Raw genomic sequence first — 17,646 nt, 5'->3', positions numbered from 1 at the left:
AAGCCGAGCGTGAGGTCAGAGCTGCAGCTCGTAGGTGATCGCGTCGAGGGTGCGTGTTGCCTGCGTGAAGCCGGCGCTCTCGAGTGCACGCCTCGCAGGCAGGTTGCCCACCTCTGCCTCTGCGCGCAGGATCGCGACGCCGGCGGCACGCGCCAGCTCGATCACAGCGGTCACCGTGTGAGGCGCGAGCCCCTGGCCGCGCACGGCCGGCACGAGTCCGAAGGCGAACTCGACGGCCCCGTCGTCGCCGGGCGGCCCGAACAGGTTCACTCCCCCGATCGCCGCGCCGTCGTGGCCGCGCCGCACGAGGTACGGCCCGAAGGGCATCGGGTCGCCGTTCTCCTGCACCGCACGAAGGTACTCGGCGAGCAGCTCGGGCTCGTCGGTGAAGGCGTATGCGCCCTCCCACCCGTCGTGCGGGTCGACCTCGCCGGCGAGCACTCGCTCGGCATCGGCGACGGTGAACGGATGCAACGTGAGCGGGGTCGTCGTCGTATCCACGTGCTTCACTCTCCCACGTCGGTGCGACACTCGCCAGATCTCTGCACAGGATGACGCCGGGAATGCCCCGGTCTCACTCGGGTGTTCACCCAGAGTGCCGCCCGCCGTTGTCTGGTGGTTTTGACAATCATTATCAATAAGCCTACCGTGGAATCATGACCGCACCATCCAGCACCTCGCCTCGCCGTCCCCTCGTCTGCATCGCCGGCGGCGCGGTGCTCATCTCGGCGACACTCGTGCTCGCAGGGTGCGCGGCACCCGCGGCATCCGATGACGCCGACGGCCCCACGATCGTCGCGACGACGACCCAGGTCGGCGACTTCACCCGCGAGCTCGTGGGCGACACCGCTTCGGTCACTCAGTTGCTCTCACCGGGGCAGAGTGCGCACAGCTTCGACCCGTCGGCGGCACAACTGCTCGCGCTCACGAACGCCGATGCGCTCGTGGTCAACGGGGCCGGGCTCGAGAGCTGGCTCGATGACGCCGTGCAGGCGTCCGGCTTCGATGGCACGGTGATCGACGCGAGTACGGGCATCGAGCTCTTCGGTACCGACGACCACGACGATGCTCACGACGACGCTGCAGAAGGCGACGCAGCCGTCGACGACCACGATCACGATGCGGATGCCGCCGAGACGGACGCTCCCGACGAACACGCCGACGAGCACGCCGACGAGCACGCCGACGACTCGCACGATGACCACGACCACGGCTCCGGCAACCCGCACATCTGGACCGACCCCGAGCTCGCCGAACAGATGGTCGAGAACATCGCGCACGGTCTCGCCGACGTGCCGGGCGTCGACGCCGCCGCCATCGAGCAGAACGAGTCCGGGTATCTCGCCGAGCTCGACGCTCTCGACGGGTGGATCGAGGAGAACGTCGAGGCCGTGCCGCCGGCCGATCGCCTGCTCGTCACCAACCACGACGCGTTCACGTACTTCGTCGACGCGTACGACATCACCTTCGTCGGCAGTGTCATTCCGAGTTTCGACGACAACGCCGAACCGAGCGCCGCCGAGATCGACGACCTGGTCGCGAAGATCGCAGCGACCGGCGTGAAGGCCGTCTTCTCCGAGGCGTCCATCTCGCCGAAGGCCGCCGAGACGATCGCCGCAGAAGCGGGCGTCACCGTCTACTCCGGACCCGACGCACTCTACGGTGATTCACTCGGCGTCGACGGCAGCGACGGTGAGACCTACATCGGCAGCCAGATGCACAATGCGCGCCTGATCCTCGAGTCCTGGGGCGTGACGCCTACCGCGGTGCCCGCAGCACTGCAAGGATGACACTATGAGCGTCTCCCCCGTGCTGCGTCTGCGCGGTGCCGCCTTCACGTATCCGGGCGGCTCCGGAGTCAGCGGACTGCAGCTCGACATCATGCCGGGCGAGGCGGTGGCGCTGATCGGGCCGAACGGCGCCGGCAAGTCCACGCTGCTGAAGGGCGTGCTCGGGCTCGTGCCGAAGACTGCGGGAACGATCGAGCTCGGCGCTCCGGATGGCGCGGACTCCGCGGCATCCGGCGGTTCGAGCACGGCGCATGCCGCAAGTGGCATGATCGCGTTCCTCCCCCAGTCGGCCGAACTCGACCCCGACTTCCCGATCAGCCTCGAACAGGTGGTGATGCAAGGTCGCTACCGGCGGCTCGGCCTGCTTCGCTGGCCCGGGCGCGCCGATCGAGCCGCGGTGCGCGACGCACTCGAGACGGTGGGCTTGACCGCCCTCGCCCGCCGCCCGTTCGGGGAACTCTCCGGCGGACAGCGGCAACGCGGCCTGCTCGCGCGGGCGCTCGCGTCGGAGCCCGCGTTGCTGCTGCTCGACGAGCCGTTCAACGGGCTCGATCAGGCGAACCGCGACGCGCTCGTCGACACCATCCGCACCCTGAAGACGCGCGGAGTGGCGGTGCTCGTCTCGACCCACGACCTCGAACTGGCACGGCTCGTCTGCGATTCGGTGGTGCTCGTCAACGGCACCCAGCTCGCGAGCGGTCCCGTCGACGAGGTGCTGACGCTCGGCAACGTGCAGGAGTGCTTCGAGGGCCTCGAGGTCGAACTCGACGAGCACACTCTCGTCGTGCCCGGCCACGAAGGTCATTGATGCCGAGATCGACATATACGCTCTCCGTTGGAGCAGGCGGTGACGGATGTCGCTGACCGACGCCCTCTTCGGGGCATTCGCCGTACCGTTCATGGGCCGCGCCCTGCTCGTGATGCTCGTACTCGCCGTCGTCGCCGGCGTCGTCGGGGTCCTCGTGAACCTGCGGGGGCTCGAGTTCATCAGCGACGGTCTCACGCACGCGGTCTTCCCTGGACTGGCCATCGGCCTCGCGCTCGGAGGCACTGCAGGGCTCCTGCCCGGAGCGGCGATCGCCGCGCTCGGGGGCGCGCTCGCGCTCACCTGGCTCGATCGCGCAGGCATCACGTCCGATGCCGCGATCGCCATCGTGCTCACGGCTGCATTCAGCGTCGGTGTGATCGTGGTCTCGCGCAGCGACGACTACGCCGGCGAGCTCGAGGCGCTGCTGTTCGGACGAGTGCTCACGATCCCGCCCGGCGAGGTGCTGCCCTTGATCCTGGTGAGCGTCGTGGCACTCGTCGCGGTGTCGATCACGGTGAAGCAGCAGCTCTATCGCGCCTTCGACGCGAAGGGCAGCCGTGCTGCCGGGGACTCGGCGCTCGTGCTCGATCTCGTGCTGAACGCCGCGATCGCGCTCGTGGTGGTGGCCGCGGCGAGCACGATCGGCACGCTGCTCGTACTCGCACTGTTGATCGTGCCGGGCGCGGCCGCCCGCCTCATGACGATCCGACTGTGGTGGTTGTTTCCGGTCGCGGCGGTGTTCGCAGCGATCGCGGCCTGGCTCGGTCTGGCGCTCGGCTTCGCCGTCTCGGTGGGAACCGGGCTCGACCTGCCGGCCGGCAGCACCGTGGTGGCGGTCTTCGTGGTCGGGTACGGGCTGGTGCTGTTCGGCAGTCGGGTGTTCGGGCGCGAACGGCGGTCGCGTCGGGGTGCGGGTCCCGATACGCGGCCTCCTTCGTCGGGCGCTCCTCGACCGGCCGAGACCGCTCGACCGACGGCGGATCGACCGGCGGCACCGGGGGAGGGGCGCTGATGGGGTACTTCGAGCGAGCGCTGCTCGCCGCGATCGTCATCGGCGCGGGAGCCGGCTTCGTCGGGGCACTCGTCGTGGTGCGCCGTCGCACGTTCTTCGCCCAGGCGCTCACCCACGGCACCTACCCCGGGGCGGTGGCGGCTGCGGCACTCGGCGTGAGCGTGCCGGCGGGCGCCGCCGTGGCATCCGTGGCCCTGGTCGGTGTCATGGCCGGGATCGCCCGCGTTCGTCGGCAGGGGGCGCAAGTCGCGGCGGGCATCGTGCTCACCGGTGGATTCGCGGCCGGAGCCCTGCTGCAAGCGCTGGTTCCGGGGCTGCCGGTGCGGGCGGAGTCGCTGCTCGTGGGCTCGATCCTCACGGTCGGTGACGGAGATATTCTGCTCGCAGCATGTGTCGCGGTCGTCGCCGCACTGTGCGTCGTCCTGTTCGGCAAGCAGATCGCATTCTCGACGTTCGACCCGCACGGGTTCCGGGCCGCCGGGTTCCGCGAATGGCCGGTCGAGCTGCTCGTGCTCGGCCTGACGGCGGCATCCGTCGTCAGCTCGCTGCCTGCCGTCGGGGCGATCCTCGCCATCGCGTTGATCGCTGCACCAGCCGCCGCCGCGCGCCTCGTCGTGACGTCGTTCCGCGGGCTGCTCGTCGTCGCCCCGGTCATCGGCGCCGCGGCGGGGGTGCTCGGCGTCGTCGCCTCGCGCGGCCTTGCGATCGCTGCCGGACCTGCGATCGCCCTCGCGGCGACCGCGTTCTTCCTGCTGTCTCTGGGAATCTCCAAGCTGAGGGCGCTACCGTTGAAGCGAGTCTCCATACCTGTCGAGACCGCAGAGGACGCACGCATCACATGAAGCGCAACACCTGGCAGCGAGAGGCCGTTCGCGAGGCTCTCGACGACACCGAGGGGTTCATCAGCGCGCAGGCGCTGCACTCGACGCTGCACGCCAGCGGCTCGCCGATCGGTCTCGCCACCGTGTACCGCGCCCTCGGCGACCTCGCATCGAACGGTGAAGCCGATTCGCTGCAGTCCCCCGACGGCGAGGCGCTCTATCGCGCGTGCAGCACGACGGGACATCACCATCACCTGATCTGCCGCAACTGCGGGCTCACCGTCGAGATCGCGGCCGACGAGGTCGAGGCCTGGGCCAAGGCCGTGGCCGCCGAGCACGGGTTCACCGGTGCGGCGCACGTCGTCGACGTGTTCGGACTGTGCGCGAACTGCACCCTGCTGCAGTCCGCTGCCGACCCGGCAGCACCGCCCATCGCGCAGAAGCGCTGATCAAAGCTCAATTCTGCTGACTCGATTTGGGGTTGGGCGGCTGACCTCGGTAGCGTAGTCCCCGGTCCTGCAAGACCGCATCGCCCAGTCCGCGTTCCAGCATTCCGAAATCGGCATGCCGAAACGTACGGTTCGGCGGCAGAGCATCCGGCCCCGATGGCCGTGTGCGACGGAGGCTTCATTCGCCCGGAGACGCAGCAACGCTCCGCGCTTGAGTTCGTTCCCGATTCGCCGCCAACCCGGCCGTGACCCATGAGCTCGCCCTACCCGAGCGAAGACGCGCGCGTTCGTCGTGCGCCGACTCCGGCGAGCTCCGGAGCACCCGTACATGACCGACACGACCGCACTCGAGGTTCGACGCCTCACCAAGTTCTTCGGCCGCAAGCCGCGTGAGGCGCTCGAGCGCCTGCAGGCCGGTGCCAGCCGGTCCGAGCTCGCGCCGCTCGGTACTGCAGCGGTGATCGACGCCGATTTCGATGTGCAGCGCGGTGAGATCTTCGTCGTGATGGGCCTGTCTGGCTCGGGCAAGTCGACGCTCATCCGCACGCTCAACGGGCTGCTCGAGCCGACGGGCGGTTCGGTGACGGTGATGGGGGAGACCATCACCGGGATGAGCCCGAAACGGCTGCGTGAAGTGCGCCGCCGCCACGTCTCGATGGTCTTCCAGCACTTCGCCCTGCTACCGCACCGCACGGTGCGCGAGAACGCGGCCTACGGCCTCGAGATCCAGGGGGTGCCGGCCGCCGAGCGCCGTGAGCGCGCCGAGCACATCCTCCAGCGCGTCGGACTCGGGGGATGGGGCGACAAGCTGCCCGCAGAACTCTCGGGCGGCATGCAGCAGCGCGTCGGGCTCGCCCGTGCGCTGGCGTCCGACACCGACATCCTGCTGATGGACGAGGCCTTCTCCGCGCTCGACCCGCTGATCCGCAAGGAGATGCAGGAGCAGCTCGTCGAGCTGCAGCAGGAACTCGGCAAGACGATCGTGTTCATCACGCACGACCTCAACGAGGCGATGTTCCTCGGCGACCGCATCGCCGTGATGCGCGACGGTCGCATCGTGCAACTCGGCACCGCCGAGGAGATCCTCACCGACCCCGCCGACGACTACGTCGCGCAGTTCGTGCACGACGTCGACCGCTCGCGCGTACTCACCGCCGGAAACGTCATGGAGGCGCCGCGCGCCGTCGTCACCGCCTCGGCCGGGCCGCGGGCGGCACTGCGCTCGATGCGTGATCTGCAGACCTCGATGGTCTTCGTGGTCGGCAGCGGCCGGCGGCTGCTCGGCGTCGTGCACGACCGCGATGTCCTGCGACTCGTGCAGCGCGGCGAGCGTTCCCTCGAGGCGGCGATCAGCGATGACCACCCCGTCGTCGGCGCCGACGAGCATCTGTCCGAACTCTTCGAGAGCGCCGTCGAGAGCCAGCTTCCCCTCGCCGTCGTCGACGAACAGGGGCGTCTGCTCGGCGCGGTGCCGCGGGTCACGCTGCTCGCGGCGCTCGGCAACGTCTCGGCGAACACCTCCGAGCACGCCATCATCGAGATGCCCGGAACCATCCCCGTCGAGGTGATCACGGCGACCCTGCACCGCACCGCGCGCCCCGACACGGCGGCCGCCGACGCCGCCGACGCGAGCGCCGTGGCCGCAGCCGTCGCGGAGGCCGCCGACATCCGTGCCGAAACGTTGCAGAGCGCGGATGCCGCCGAACTCGGCGACCAGCCGGCCGATGCGATGCGAGCGGATGCCGCGGGGGAGAGGAGCCCGGCATGAGCGAGTTCCGTCTTCCGCTCGGCGACTGGGCCGCCGCGTTCATCCAGCTCATCACCGACGTCTTCGGCGGGTTCTTCACTGTCGTGCGCGGCGTCTTCGCGGGTTTCTACGAACTCATCGATCTCGTGCTGCAGACCCCGCCCTTCTGGGCCGTGATCCTCGTGCTCGCAGCGATCGCGTGGCTCGCCAAGGGGTGGAAGCTCGCGCTCGGCACCGTGGTCGGCCTGCTCGTGATCGTCGGCGTCGACCAGTGGGACAACGCCATGTCGACGCTCGCTCTGGTGCTCGTGGCCTCGCTCATCGCGGTCGTCGTCTCGGTGCCGCTCGGCGTGCTCGCCGCTCGATCCGACGTCGCGTCCAAGGTCATCCGGCCGATCCTCGACTTCATGCAGACGATGCCCGCGATGGTCTACCTGATCCCGGCGCTCATCCTGTTCCGGGTCGGCGTCGTGCCGGGCATCGTCGCGACGATCATCTTCGCGATGGCGCCGGGCGTGCGGCTCACCGAGCTCGGCATCCGCGGCGTCGACAAGGAGGTCGTCGAGGCCGGTCAGGCGTTCGGCTCCTCGCCGTGGCGCATCCTCCGGCAGATCCAGCTGCCGCTCGCGATGCCGAGCATCATGGCCGGCGTCAACCAGGTCATCATGCTCTCGCTCTCGATGGTCGTCATCGCCGGCATGGTCGGCGCGGGCGGGCTCGGCGGCCAGGTCGTGCAGTCGCTCACCCGCATCGACGTCGGGCTCGGCTTCGAGGCCGGCCTGTCTGTCGTGATCCTCGCGATCATCCTCGACCGGGTCACCGGCGCGCTCGGCCGGTCGCGCAGCCCGCGTCGTCGCACTGCGCAGTCGGCGGCGGATGCGACAGGGCCGACGGATGCCGCGGAGCCCCCGGCTCCCGAAGCGGCACCCGCCGCTCACGAGCGCGTGCCCGCGGCATCCGCCACCGCCTGACCCGCGCCGCACCGCCAAAGCTCGGGCGCGTGACATCCGCGCGCCCAAGGGTCGCTTCGGCGGCCATCCCCAACACCCGTGCACAGCACACGGGAGGAAAGGAACACATTGAAGAAGCGCACCTTCACCGGAGCACTTGCACTCGGAGCGGTCTCCGCTCTGGCACTCAGCGGCTGCGCCGGCGGCGCAGCGGCGGAGACCCTCGAGAACGGCGACCAGAAGGACATCACGATCGCCGTGTTCAACGGCTGGGATGAGGGCGTCGCCGCGAGCGAGCTCTGGAAGGCCGTCCTCACCGAGCAGGGATACGACGTGACCCTCGAGTACGCCGACCCGGCTCCCGTCTACACGGGCCTCTCGACCGACGACTACGACGTGACCCTCGACACCTGGCTGCCGGTCACGCACGCCGACTACATCGAGCAGTACGGCGACGACCTCGTCGACCTCGGCGCGTGGAACGAGGACGCCAAGCTCACCATCGCCGTGAACGAGGACGCCCCGATCGACTCGCTCGAAGAGCTCGCCGCGAACGCCGACCTCTTCGGCAACAAGCTCATCGGCATCGAGCCGGGTTCGGGCCTGAACCGGGTCACGACCGACGCGGTGATCCCGACGTACGGGCTCGAGAAGATGGAATACCTGACGAGCTCGACGCCGGCCATGCTCGCCGAGCTGACCGCCGCCACCGAGAACGGCGAGAACGTCGCCGTCACGCTGTGGCGCCCGCACTGGGCCTACGACGCCTTCCCGATCAAGGACCTCGAAGACCCCGAGGGCACGCTCGGCGACGCCGAGGGTATCCACTCCTTCGGCGGCAAGAGCTTCGAGAAGAGCTACCCGACGGTCGCCGGCTGGCTGAAGAACTTCGCCATGGACTCCGAGCTGCTCTTCTCGCTCGAGAACGCGATGTTCAACAGCGACGCCGATTCCGACGACTACGCCCCGATCGTCGAGCAGTGGATCGCCGACAACCAGGAGTACGTCGACTCGCTCACGAAGTAGCGCGCGACGAACAGGCGGGTGACGGATGCTGCGGCATCCGTCACCCGCCTTCGTCGTGCCATGGGCGGGTGCACCGTCGGCCCGGTTCGGCCCCTCGGGCCTCATCTGGTAAGCTGGCTCGTTGGCTGGGCACTTCCACTGCCCACGCCGCGACACTCCCCACCGGCAGCGTCCATCGAAACTACGCGAGAGATCGCGGACCTTCGAGTGGGGAAGGTCAGCAGACAAGAGACCTTGGGAGGGGCATCCGCCCCTCGGTATTGGAGGAAACCAATGGCAGCAGTGTGCCAGGTGACTGGAGCCGTTCCCGGCTTCGGGCACAACATCTCGCACTCGCACCGCCGGACGAAGCGCCGCTTCGACCCGAACGTGCAGAAGAAGACCTATTTCGTGCCGTCGCTTCGTCGGAACATCACCATCAACGTGTCCGCCAAGGGCATCAAGGTGATCGACGCTCGTGGCATTGAGGCAGTGGTCAAGGACATGAAGGCACGTGGGGTGAAGATCTAATGGCGAAAGCACAAGACATCCGCCCGATCATCAAGCTTCGGTCGACCGCCGGCACCGGGTACACCTACGTGACCCGCAAGAACCGCCGCAACAACCCCGACCGTCTCGTGCTCAAGAAGTACGACCCTGTAGTGCGCAAGCACGTCGACTTCCGAGAGGAGCGCTAAGACATGGCGAAGAAGAGCAAGATCGCGCGCAACGAACAGCGCAAGGTGATCGTCGAGCGGTACGCCGCGAAGCGCCTCGAGCTGAAGAAGGCGCTCGTCGACCCCAACGGCACCGACGAGAGCCGCGAAGAGGCTCGCAGGGGCCTCCAGAAGCTTCCCCGCAACGCATCGCCGATCCGCGTGCGTTCGCGTGACGCCATCGACGGCCGCCCCCGTGGCGTGCTCACGAAGTTCGGTGTCTCCCGTGTTCGCTTCCGCGACATGGCGCACCGTGGCGAGCTTCCCGGCATCACGAAGTCGTCGTGGTAACACGACGACAATAGGCACAGCCGAGCACATCGACTCGCGCTCTGGCGCGAGTTGGTAAGCAGCACAGCACCACAGCATTCCGACGAACGGGACGCCCCTCCGGGCGTCCCGTTCGTCGTTTCCGGGCGGGGCCGGGGGAGCCGCCCCCGGGGGGCCGCGCAGGTGGATCGGGCAGGCCGTCGCATGCCCACAGGCTGCGCCGAGAGCGAACTCGTGTGCGACACGCCGGGGCGAAGCTGCCCGAAACGGCCGGAAATCCGCGGGATTCCGGGGAACTCTGTTACATTCAAGGCGGCCTGATCGGCCACGGGGGCGGTTGAACGATCGTTCCCGAGAACTCACAACTGCTGTACCGAACAGCGAACGTCCGAGGAGGACATTCAATGGCTGACAAGTCGCTCAACAAGACCGAGCTCGTCGCGAAGGTCGCAGCGTCGACCGGACAGAGCCAGGCAACCGTCGACGCCGTTCTCGGCGGCCTCTTCGAGGCGCTCGCCGAGTCCGTGGGCTCGGACATCAAGGTCTCCATCCCGGGCTGGCTCGCCGTCGAGCGTACGTCGCGTGCTGCACGCACCGGCCGCAACCCGCAGACCGGCGCCGAGATCCAGATCCCGGCCGGTCACTCGGTCAAGATCTCGGCCGGCTCGAAGCTCAAGGCTGCTGCGAAGTAACTGCGACTTCACCGAAGGGGCGTGCGGCGTGAGCCGCGCGCCCCTTCGACGTTCCCGTCGCTCTCGTCGACGCGATTTCAGGAGAAAGGCCGCTATTCAGGACGAATGCGCCGATTTCATCCTGAGTAGCGATCTTTCTCCTGAGCTCGAGGTGGGGTGTGACCGTGGGCAGAGGTGCGGCGGCGGATGCCTCGGGGCGACGCGATTCGCACCGAGCGCAGCCGCGCCGCTCTGGGCCGGCGCTCGGCTGGCGCCGTCTAGGCTGGTGCGCGTGCCTCGCTCCGTCCGAGTGCTCGGCCCCGCCGCACTCATCGCCGTCGCCCTCGCGGCGACGTTCGTCGGCCTCGCGTTCGGTGGGGGAGCGGCCGAGCAGCTGATCCAGGATCCCGGCCCGGTCGCCCGCTACGGCGTGCCGGTCGCGAAGCTGTTCGTCAACCTCGGGGCGGCCGGCATGATCGGCGCGCTCGTGCTCGCCGTCTGGGCCCTCAGCCCGAAGCGACGCGAGTTCGACGTGGCACTCGACGTCGCTGCGGCATCCGCCGCCGTGCTGACGGTCGCGAGCGCCGCAAGCGGCCTCTTCACCTTCCTGCTCGTCACGAGCGTGCCGTTCGAGTTGAGCGACGCATTCGGCCAGAAGCTCGGGCAGTTCGTCACGACGATCGAGCTCGGGCAGGCCTGGCTCACGACGACTCTCGTGGCGGCGGCCGTCGCCGTGCTGTGCTTCGCGGTGCGCAACCACACGGCACTCGTCTTCGTGACGGTGCTCGCCGTGGCGTCGCTCGTGCCGCTCGCACAGCAGGGCCACGCCGCCGGTGCGGCGGGACACGCAGCGGCGATCACCGCGCTCGGCCTGCACCTCGTGTTCGCTGCGACCTGGCTCGGCGGGCTCGTGACGATCGTGCTGCTGCGGCGCGAGCTCGGCGCCAAGCGGCTTCCCGTGGTGCTCGGGCGCTACTCGAGCGTCGCCCTCATCTGCTTCATCGTGGTGGCTCTCTCGGGATATGCGGGTGCGGCGTTGCGCATCGGAACGCTCGAGCAGCTCGCGACGCCGTACGGCGGGCTCGTGGTCGTCAAGGTCGCGGCACTCGTCGCGCTCGGGCTGTTCGGTGCGGCGCAGCGACGATTCCTGATCGGCCGGATGTCGCGGGGCGCGAGTGGAGGTGCGGCGGGTCTCGATACGCGTCCTCCTTCGTCGGTCGCTACTCGACCGGCGAGTGGTTCGTCGGTCGCTACTCGACCGGCGGGTGGTTCGTCGGTCGCTACTCGACCGGCGAGTGGTTCGTCGGTCGCTACTCGACCGGCGAGTGGTTCGTCGGTCGCTGCTCGACCGGCCGGTGGGAGCGCGTTCTGGTGGCTCGTGGTGGCCGAGCTCGCGTTCATGGGACTCGCGTCGGGCGTGGCGGCCGCCCTCGCTCGCACGGCGACCCCCGTGTCGGAAGAGACCGGTTCACTCGCGCGCACTCCCGCGGAGATCCTGACGGGCGAACCGCTGCCCCCGTGGCCCGAGGTGATCCGGTTCTTCACCGAGTGGAAGCCCGACCTGATCTGGGTGCTCGCCTGCGCGTTCGGCATCTTCTTCTACCTCGCCGGGGTTCGACGCCTGCGCAAGCGCGGCGATCACTGGCCCGCGTATCGAACCGTGCTCTGGGTCGCCGGGCTGCTGCTGCTCGCGTACATCACGAGCGGCGGTGTGAGCGTCTACGAGCAGTACCTCTTCTCGGCGCACATGCTCGCGCACATGGTGCTCACCATGGCGGTGCCGGTGCTGCTCGTGCCGGGCGCGCCGGTGACGCTCGCCGCCCGCGCCATCCGTGCCCGGAAAGACGGCAGCCGCGGCGGTCGCGAGTGGATCCTGCTCGCCGTGCACTCGAAGTTCGCCGGCATCATCGCCAACCCGATCGTCGCCGCCGTGCTGTTCGCGGGCTCCCTCTGGGTCTTCTACTACTCGCCGCTCTTCCGCTGGACGATGGAAGACCACATCGGCCACGAGTGGATGATCGTGCACTTCCTCATCACGGGGTACCTCTTCGTGCAGTCGCTCATCGGCATCGACCCCGTGCCGTACCGACTGCCGTACGCATTCCGGCTGGTGCTGCTGCTCGGCACGATGGCGTTCCACGCGTTCTTCGGACTCACGATCATGTCGAGCACCGGACTGCTGCTGGCCGACTGGTACGGCGCGATGGGCTGGGGCACCGATGCGCTCGTCGACCAGCAGCTCGGCGGCGGCATCGCCTGGTCGATCGGCGAGATTCCGACCGTGGCGCTCGCGATCACCGTGGCCGTGCAGTGGGCGCGCAGCGACGAGAAGGAGTCGAAGCGCCGCGACCGGCATGCCGACCGCACCGGGGATGCTGAGCTCGAGGCGTACAACGCGCAGCTCGCGGCGATCGCGGAGCGCGACGGCCGAGCGTAGCGCTCGCTATTTGAGCTGAATGGCGATGGTGTCGTCGGGCTGGATCGTGGCCGCGAGGGCCAGCGTGAACGGCCGGTCTTCTTCGAGTGTGTAGCGGTGCCCGTCGAACAGGGACTGCACCTCGACCGAGATATGGGCGACGCCCTCGGTCGGCGGCATGTCGAACGAGGTCTCGCCCGGGGTGAGCGTCACCAGCGGCACGGTCACGATGCTCCAGGCGGGGACGCCCTCCACGCGATCGTCGATTTCGATGCCGAAGGGGCACTTCGCCGGCTGCAGCACCGTCTGCGTCGCGCACTCCGCGAGGAACTCGTCGACCTTGACCTGCACGCGTTCGACGAAGGCCGCGGTCGGTTGCGCATCGACGGTGACGGGCACGCGGGCCGAGACATCCGCCTGCAGCTTCGCGGGCACCGCCTCGAGCAGCACCGAACTGTGGGAGAACTCGTAGACGGCCGGCGCGATCGCGAGATACGGGGTGACCTGCGTGAATGCGGCGAGTTCGTCGCCCGTCTTCGTGGCGCGGGAGTCGAGTTGCAGGGTGCCGACCGAGAACAGTGGATTGTGCGCGGCCGTGACATCGACGATCGCGAGCGGGCTGACGGCGAACTCCCACCGATTGAGCACGCCGTAGAGCGGCGTGATGGGCCGTACATCGAACGAGGACTCGACGATCGCGTCTTCGAGCCGGTAGCTCGCCGTGACGGTATGGGTGCCGTCGCCGTGGGCGATGTCGCTCATGATGCGCACGTCTTCGGGCCCCGACTCGACCACGCCGGTGCGCAGCATCGCCGTCGACACGTTCGCCGGCAGCCCGAGCGCCTCGAGTTCTGTGGCGTCGAGCGCGACGCCCGGCGTCGTCGACGCTGTGGCGATGTCATCGCTCGCGATGGCGGAGAGGTAGCGCTCGATGAAACTCGAGGCGCCGTAGATCGTCTGATTCAGCCCACCGAGCGCGGCGAGGAAGGCGCCGACGACGAGCACCGCGAGCCCCGCCCAACCGGCGACGGACAACGGTGAGATTCGACTACCGCGCACCCCGGAGCTCCCCACCCAGCCAGTCTAGATGGGCGGCCTCGGTGGGGACTGGGGATATCCTCAGCGCGGGCACGGCGCCCGGGCCGAGGCGGTTACAGTGGGAGCGCCTGCGGCATCCGTCCGGGGCATCCGCCCGCCGAACCGAAAGCGCTCCAGTGCAGAACGTGACCCTCAGCCGCGAACAGGCCGCGGTGTTCCAGGCCATCGAGGGCACGCGTGAGCACGTCTTCGTGACCGGGCGCGCGGGCACGGGCAAGTCGACGCTGCTCAACCACCTGAACTGGAACACGCAGAAGCAGATCGTGATCTGCGCGCCCACCGGCGTGGCCGCGTTGAACGTCGGCGGCCAGACGATCCACTCGTTGTTCCGCCTGCCGATCGGCGTCATCGCCGATCACGTCATCGACCAGAACGACACGGTCCGCAAGATCTTGAACGCGATGGACACCCTCGTGCTCGACGAGGTGTCGATGGTCAACGCCGACCTGATGGACGCGATGGACCGCTCGCTGCGCCAGGCGAGGCAGCGCCCGCTCGAACCGTTCGGCGGCGCGCAGGTGGTGCTCTTCGGCGACCCGTACCAGCTCGCACCGGTGCCCGGCGATGCCGATGAGCGAGCGTACTTCGCCGACACCTACGACTCCATGTGGTTCTTCGACGCCAAGGTGTGGCGCGAGACCGACCTGCGCATCTTCGAGCTCGGCGAGATCCACCGCCAGCACGACGACGACTTCAAGCAGATGCTGAACGCCGTGCGGCACGGCCGCGTCACCGCCGAGATCGCCGGCGTGCTCAACAGCGTCGGCGCTCGGCGCCCGCTGCCCGAGCAGGGTGCGATCACCCTCGCGACCCGCAACGACACGGTCAACCGCATCAACCGCACGCAGCTGCACCGCCTGCCGGGCCAGTCGCAGGGCAACGAGGCCGAAGTCGCCGGCGACTTCGGCGGCCGGGCGTTCCCGGCCGACGAGAATCTCGAGCTGAAGATCGGCGCGCAGGTGATGTTCCTGCGCAACGACACCGCGATCGGGCCGGAAGGCCAGCGGTGGGTGAACGGCACGATCGGCACGGTCACGTCGCTCGACCGCGCCGTGCGCGTCGACATCGACGGCGAGGAGCATGAGATCGAGCAGGTGACCTGGGAGAAGTACAAGTACACCTGGGACCCCGTGCGAAAGAAGCTCGAGAAGCAGATCGTGGCGGAGTTCACCCAGTTCCCGCTGAAACTGGCATGGGCGGTTACGATCCACAAGTCGCAGGGCGCGAGCTACGACAGCGCGATCGTCGACCTCGGTCAGCGGGTGTTCAGCCCGGGCCAGACGTATGTCGCGCTCAGTCGGCTGACCTCACTCGACGGCCTCTACCTCGCACGCCCGCTGCGGCCGAGCGACATCATCGTCGATCGCAACGTCGAGCGCTTCATGATGGGCGCGAATCGCGAGATCGCGTCGCCGAAGAGCTGACCGCCCCGGTCGAGCGACGGATGCCGCGGCATCCGTCGCTCGCATGGAGCCCGCCGATCGTGGCGGGTTCATCGAGCGACGCCGGCCCTGGATGGCTCGCGGGCGGATGGCAGGGCTTCCCAGCGACGGCGGATACAATTTCAACGGACACACGGCTGAGGGGAGCTTGGTGGCTGGCCAAAAGCGGGTCAAGTGGCGGCGGGGCGTTCTCGCCGCCGTGCTCGTCGGCGCGCTCGGAATCGCGGGATGCACCGGCGGAGTCGTCGATCCCATGGCCGCTCTCGACCCCGTCGATGCAGAGTTCGGTGAACCGCTCGCGGGCGAACTGCAGGCGGTGCTCGACGAAGCCGTCGCGCTCAGCGGCTCGAGTGGCGGAGTCGCGGGTGCGTGGTCGCCGTGGTCGGGGGAGTGGACCGGCGCGTCGGGCGTGGTCGACTTCGGCGAGGCAGCCGCACCGGTCACCGTCGACACCCGGTTCCACCTGAGCACCCTCACCACCGAGGTCACGTGCACCGTGCTGCTGCGTCTCGTCGACGAGGGCGTGGTCGCGCTCGATGACGAGGTGGCCGACATCGTCGATTGGGTGCCGGGTCTCGACGGCATCACGCTCGGCCAGCTGTGCCAGCACACGTCGGGTATCGCCGACTACTACCCGGGCTTGCGCAGTCATTTTGTCGCGAACCCCGAGCGCATCTGGCCGCCCAACGAACTGCTCTCGAGTGGCCTCGCGCTGCCGCGCACTGGCCCGCCGGGGGAACACTGGGCGCACTCGCGCACTGGAGTGCTCCTCCTCGCGATGGCGCTCGAGCGTCGAACCAGCAAGTCCTGGAACCAGCTCGCAGAGCAGTACGTGTTCGACCCGCTCGGCCTCGACGCCACTTCACTTCCGTCACCGACCGACACCGAGCTCGAGGGCGGGTTCGGCGCATACTCGGCCGCGGTCGCCGGCGACGGCTCGGTCGACTGCGCCGTGCTGCGAGATGACACGTCGCAGTCGAGCTCGATGGGAGGAGCGGCGGCGGGTGCGGTCTCGGACCTCGATGACGTGCATCGTCTGAGCGCCGCATTCGCAACCGGCGCACTGCTCGACGAGGGCACGGTTCGCGCCCAGTGGACCGCGATTCCGCTCGGCGGAGATGCCCCTGCCTGGCAGAGCTGGGGGCTCGGCGGCGCCGAGTACGGACCGATGCGCGGCTTGGCCGGCGAGTCCGCCGGTGCGCTGACCGCCGCGTTCACCGATCCGAAGAGCGGGCTCACCGTCGTAGTGGCCCTCAACAACTCGACGTCGGGTGCGGACTTCGCCCGCGAGGCGGCCTTCGCACTCGCGTCACTCGCATCCAAGGCGACGGCTGCAGCAGAGCACGAACAGCCGCTCGTCGAGCTGCCGTGGTCGTTCGAGCAGGCGACGACGAAGATGCGCGAACTGGCGAAGTGCCCGCGTGTGGAGCCTGCGGCCGAGCCTGCCCCCGAACCCGAGCCGGCCCCCGCGGGCTGACGAGGGCGAGAGTCCGGGGTTCGCCAGGCGGCATCGCTGCACGTAGATGAGGAATCATCGAAACGCTGTACGATGGCAGCATCCTCACGCCGACGGTGGATGAAGGAGGTGGGGCGTGTGTGTCGCTGGCTCGCCTACTCAGGAGAACCGCTCCAACCCTCACTCGTGATTCTCGACGCACAGCACTCGCTCGTCGCCCAATCGCTCGATTCGCCGCTCGGCGCCGAAACCGTCAACGGCGACGGTTTCGGCGTCGGCTGGTATCCCGCCGGGGCGACGGCCGGGAGTCATCCGTCGTTGTTCCACAGCGTCGAACCGGCGTGGAACGACGAGAACCTCCGAGAGCTCACGGAGGCGATCGAGAGCCCGCTCTTCTTCAGCCATGTGCGCGCCGCCGCGGGGCCGCCCATTCAGCGCACGAACTGCCACCCCTTCCGCCACCACAACTGGCTCTTCATGCACAACGGGGTGATCCACGGTTTCCGTGCGATGAAGCGCGAGCTCACCTTCGCGATCGATCCGTCGCTCTACCCCGACGTTCAGGGAACGACCGACTCGGAGGTGCTCTTCCACCTCGCGCTGACCTTCGGCCTGCAGGACGACCCGATCGCGGGCATGACCGAGGCGGTGCGCTTCGTCGAGCGGACCGGCCGGGAACACGGCATCGGCTATCCGATGCAGGGCACGATCGCGATCGCCGACGGTGCGACGATCTGGGCGTTCCGGTATTCATCGGAGGGCAGGTCGCGCACGCTCTTCCATTCCGTCGACATTCCGACGCTTCAAGAGATGTACCCGGATCTGCCACGCCTGCGACTCTTCGGGCAGAACGCGCGCGTCGTGGTCTCCGAGCCGCTCAACAACCTGCCCGGCGCCTTCGTCGAAGTGCCGGAGTCGACCGTTGCGATCCTCGGCGCCGACGGCTATCGGTACGAGCCGTTCATGGAAGGCGTGAACGCCTGACGGCGCACCGA

18 protein-coding genes are annotated in these 17,646 nt (G+C 68.7%); 16 read left to right on the top strand and 2 right to left on the bottom strand.

Features of this window, described 5'->3' with window-relative positions:
• Positions 1-15: 15 nt before the first annotated feature.
• Positions 16-501, bottom strand: coding sequence for a GNAT family N-acetyltransferase (locus AC6CH0_RS04505; RefSeq protein ID WP_498098545.1), 486 nt, complete (start codon positions 499-501; stop codon positions 16-18).
• A 155-nt stretch (positions 502-656) separates the two neighbouring features.
• Here AC6CH0_RS04505 and AC6CH0_RS04500 point away from each other — a divergent pair, with 155 nt between their 5' ends.
• From AC6CH0_RS04500 to AC6CH0_RS04440, 13 genes are all read left to right on the top strand, one after another.
• Positions 657-1,790: a metal ABC transporter substrate-binding protein gene (locus AC6CH0_RS04500; protein WP_498098543.1), complete on the top strand. Its 1,134-nt coding sequence runs from the start codon at positions 657-659 to the stop codon at positions 1,788-1,790.
• Positions 1,791-1,794: 4 nt separating this feature from the next.
• Positions 1,795-2,598 (top strand): metal ABC transporter ATP-binding protein, encoded by an 804-nt coding sequence (locus AC6CH0_RS04495; RefSeq protein ID WP_498098541.1) that lies wholly within the window; start codon positions 1,795-1,797, stop codon positions 2,596-2,598.
• A gap of 46 nt (positions 2,599-2,644) precedes the next feature.
• Positions 2,645-3,610 (top strand): metal ABC transporter permease, encoded by a 966-nt coding sequence (locus tag AC6CH0_RS04490; RefSeq protein WP_498098539.1) that lies wholly within the window; start codon positions 2,645-2,647, stop codon positions 3,608-3,610.
• A complete protein-coding gene (locus tag AC6CH0_RS04485; protein ID WP_498098537.1) occupies positions 3,610-4,452 on the top strand; it encodes a metal ABC transporter permease in 843 nt (280 codons plus the stop codon). The genes AC6CH0_RS04490 and AC6CH0_RS04485 overlap by 1 nt, the downstream gene beginning before the upstream one ends.
• Complete coding sequence (locus AC6CH0_RS04480; protein ID WP_498098535.1) at positions 4,449-4,880, top strand: Fur family transcriptional regulator; 432 nt, start codon at positions 4,449-4,451, stop codon at positions 4,878-4,880. Before AC6CH0_RS04485 ends, AC6CH0_RS04480 begins: the two co-directional genes overlap by 4 nt.
• A 328-nt stretch (positions 4,881-5,208) precedes the next feature.
• Positions 5,209-6,648, top strand: coding sequence for a quaternary amine ABC transporter ATP-binding protein (locus tag AC6CH0_RS04475; RefSeq protein WP_498098533.1), 1,440 nt, complete (start codon positions 5,209-5,211; stop codon positions 6,646-6,648).
• On the top strand, positions 6,645-7,598 hold the full coding sequence (locus AC6CH0_RS04470; RefSeq protein WP_498098531.1) for an ABC transporter permease: 954 nt from the start codon (positions 6,645-6,647) through the stop codon (positions 7,596-7,598). The genes AC6CH0_RS04475 and AC6CH0_RS04470 overlap by 4 nt, the downstream gene beginning before the upstream one ends.
• A gap of 108 nt (positions 7,599-7,706) precedes the next feature.
• A complete protein-coding gene (locus tag AC6CH0_RS04465) occupies positions 7,707-8,603 on the top strand; it encodes a glycine betaine ABC transporter substrate-binding protein (protein ID WP_498098529.1) in 897 nt (298 codons plus the stop codon).
• Positions 8,604-8,876: 273 nt separating this feature from the next.
• Complete coding sequence (gene rpmB, locus AC6CH0_RS04460) at positions 8,877-9,113, top strand: 50S ribosomal protein L28 (protein ID WP_022892461.1); 237 nt, start codon at positions 8,877-8,879, stop codon at positions 9,111-9,113.
• A complete protein-coding gene (gene rpmG / locus AC6CH0_RS04455; RefSeq protein WP_022892462.1) occupies positions 9,113-9,280 on the top strand; it encodes a 50S ribosomal protein L33 in 168 nt (55 codons plus the stop codon). Before rpmB ends, rpmG begins: the two co-directional genes overlap by 1 nt.
• 3 nt (positions 9,281-9,283) lie before the next feature.
• Positions 9,284-9,589, top strand: a complete 306-nt coding sequence (rpsN, locus tag AC6CH0_RS04450; protein WP_498098527.1) for a 30S ribosomal protein S14 — start codon at positions 9,284-9,286, stop codon at positions 9,587-9,589.
• A gap of 383 nt (positions 9,590-9,972) precedes the next feature.
• Positions 9,973-10,260, top strand: coding sequence for an HU family DNA-binding protein (locus tag AC6CH0_RS04445; protein ID WP_498098525.1), 288 nt, complete (start codon positions 9,973-9,975; stop codon positions 10,258-10,260).
• Between the two features lie 271 nt (positions 10,261-10,531).
• Positions 10,532-12,676, top strand: a complete 2,145-nt coding sequence (locus tag AC6CH0_RS04440) for a bifunctional copper resistance protein CopD/cytochrome c oxidase assembly protein (RefSeq protein ID WP_498098523.1) — start codon at positions 10,532-10,534, stop codon at positions 12,674-12,676.
• Positions 12,677-12,682: 6 nt separating this feature from the next.
• On the opposite strand, the gene AC6CH0_RS04435 is transcribed toward AC6CH0_RS04440, so the two are convergent.
• A complete protein-coding gene (locus tag AC6CH0_RS04435; RefSeq protein WP_498098521.1) occupies positions 12,683-13,690 on the bottom strand; it encodes a hypothetical protein in 1,008 nt (335 codons plus the stop codon).
• A gap of 179 nt (positions 13,691-13,869) precedes the next feature.
• Here AC6CH0_RS04435 and AC6CH0_RS04430 point away from each other — a divergent pair, with 179 nt between their 5' ends.
• From AC6CH0_RS04430 to AC6CH0_RS04420, 3 genes are all read left to right on the top strand, one after another.
• Positions 13,870-15,177 carry an ATP-dependent DNA helicase gene (locus tag AC6CH0_RS04430; protein WP_498098519.1) on the top strand — a complete coding sequence of 436 codons (1,308 nt, stop codon included), beginning with the start codon at positions 13,870-13,872 and terminating at the stop codon, positions 15,175-15,177.
• A 169-nt stretch (positions 15,178-15,346) separates the two neighbouring features.
• Positions 15,347-16,672 (top strand): serine hydrolase domain-containing protein, encoded by a 1,326-nt coding sequence (locus AC6CH0_RS04425; protein WP_498098518.1) that lies wholly within the window; start codon positions 15,347-15,349, stop codon positions 16,670-16,672.
• Between the two features lie 72 nt (positions 16,673-16,744).
• Positions 16,745-17,635 (top strand): class II glutamine amidotransferase, encoded by an 891-nt coding sequence (locus tag AC6CH0_RS04420; RefSeq protein ID WP_498098517.1) that lies wholly within the window; start codon positions 16,745-16,747, stop codon positions 17,633-17,635.
• The last annotated feature ends 11 nt before the right edge of the window (positions 17,636-17,646 follow it).

Source organism: Agromyces sp. GQ35 (assembly GCF_059758475.1).
The sequence above is the reverse complement of the archived record's forward strand: the minus strand, read 5'-3'. Positions and strand labels throughout refer to the sequence as shown.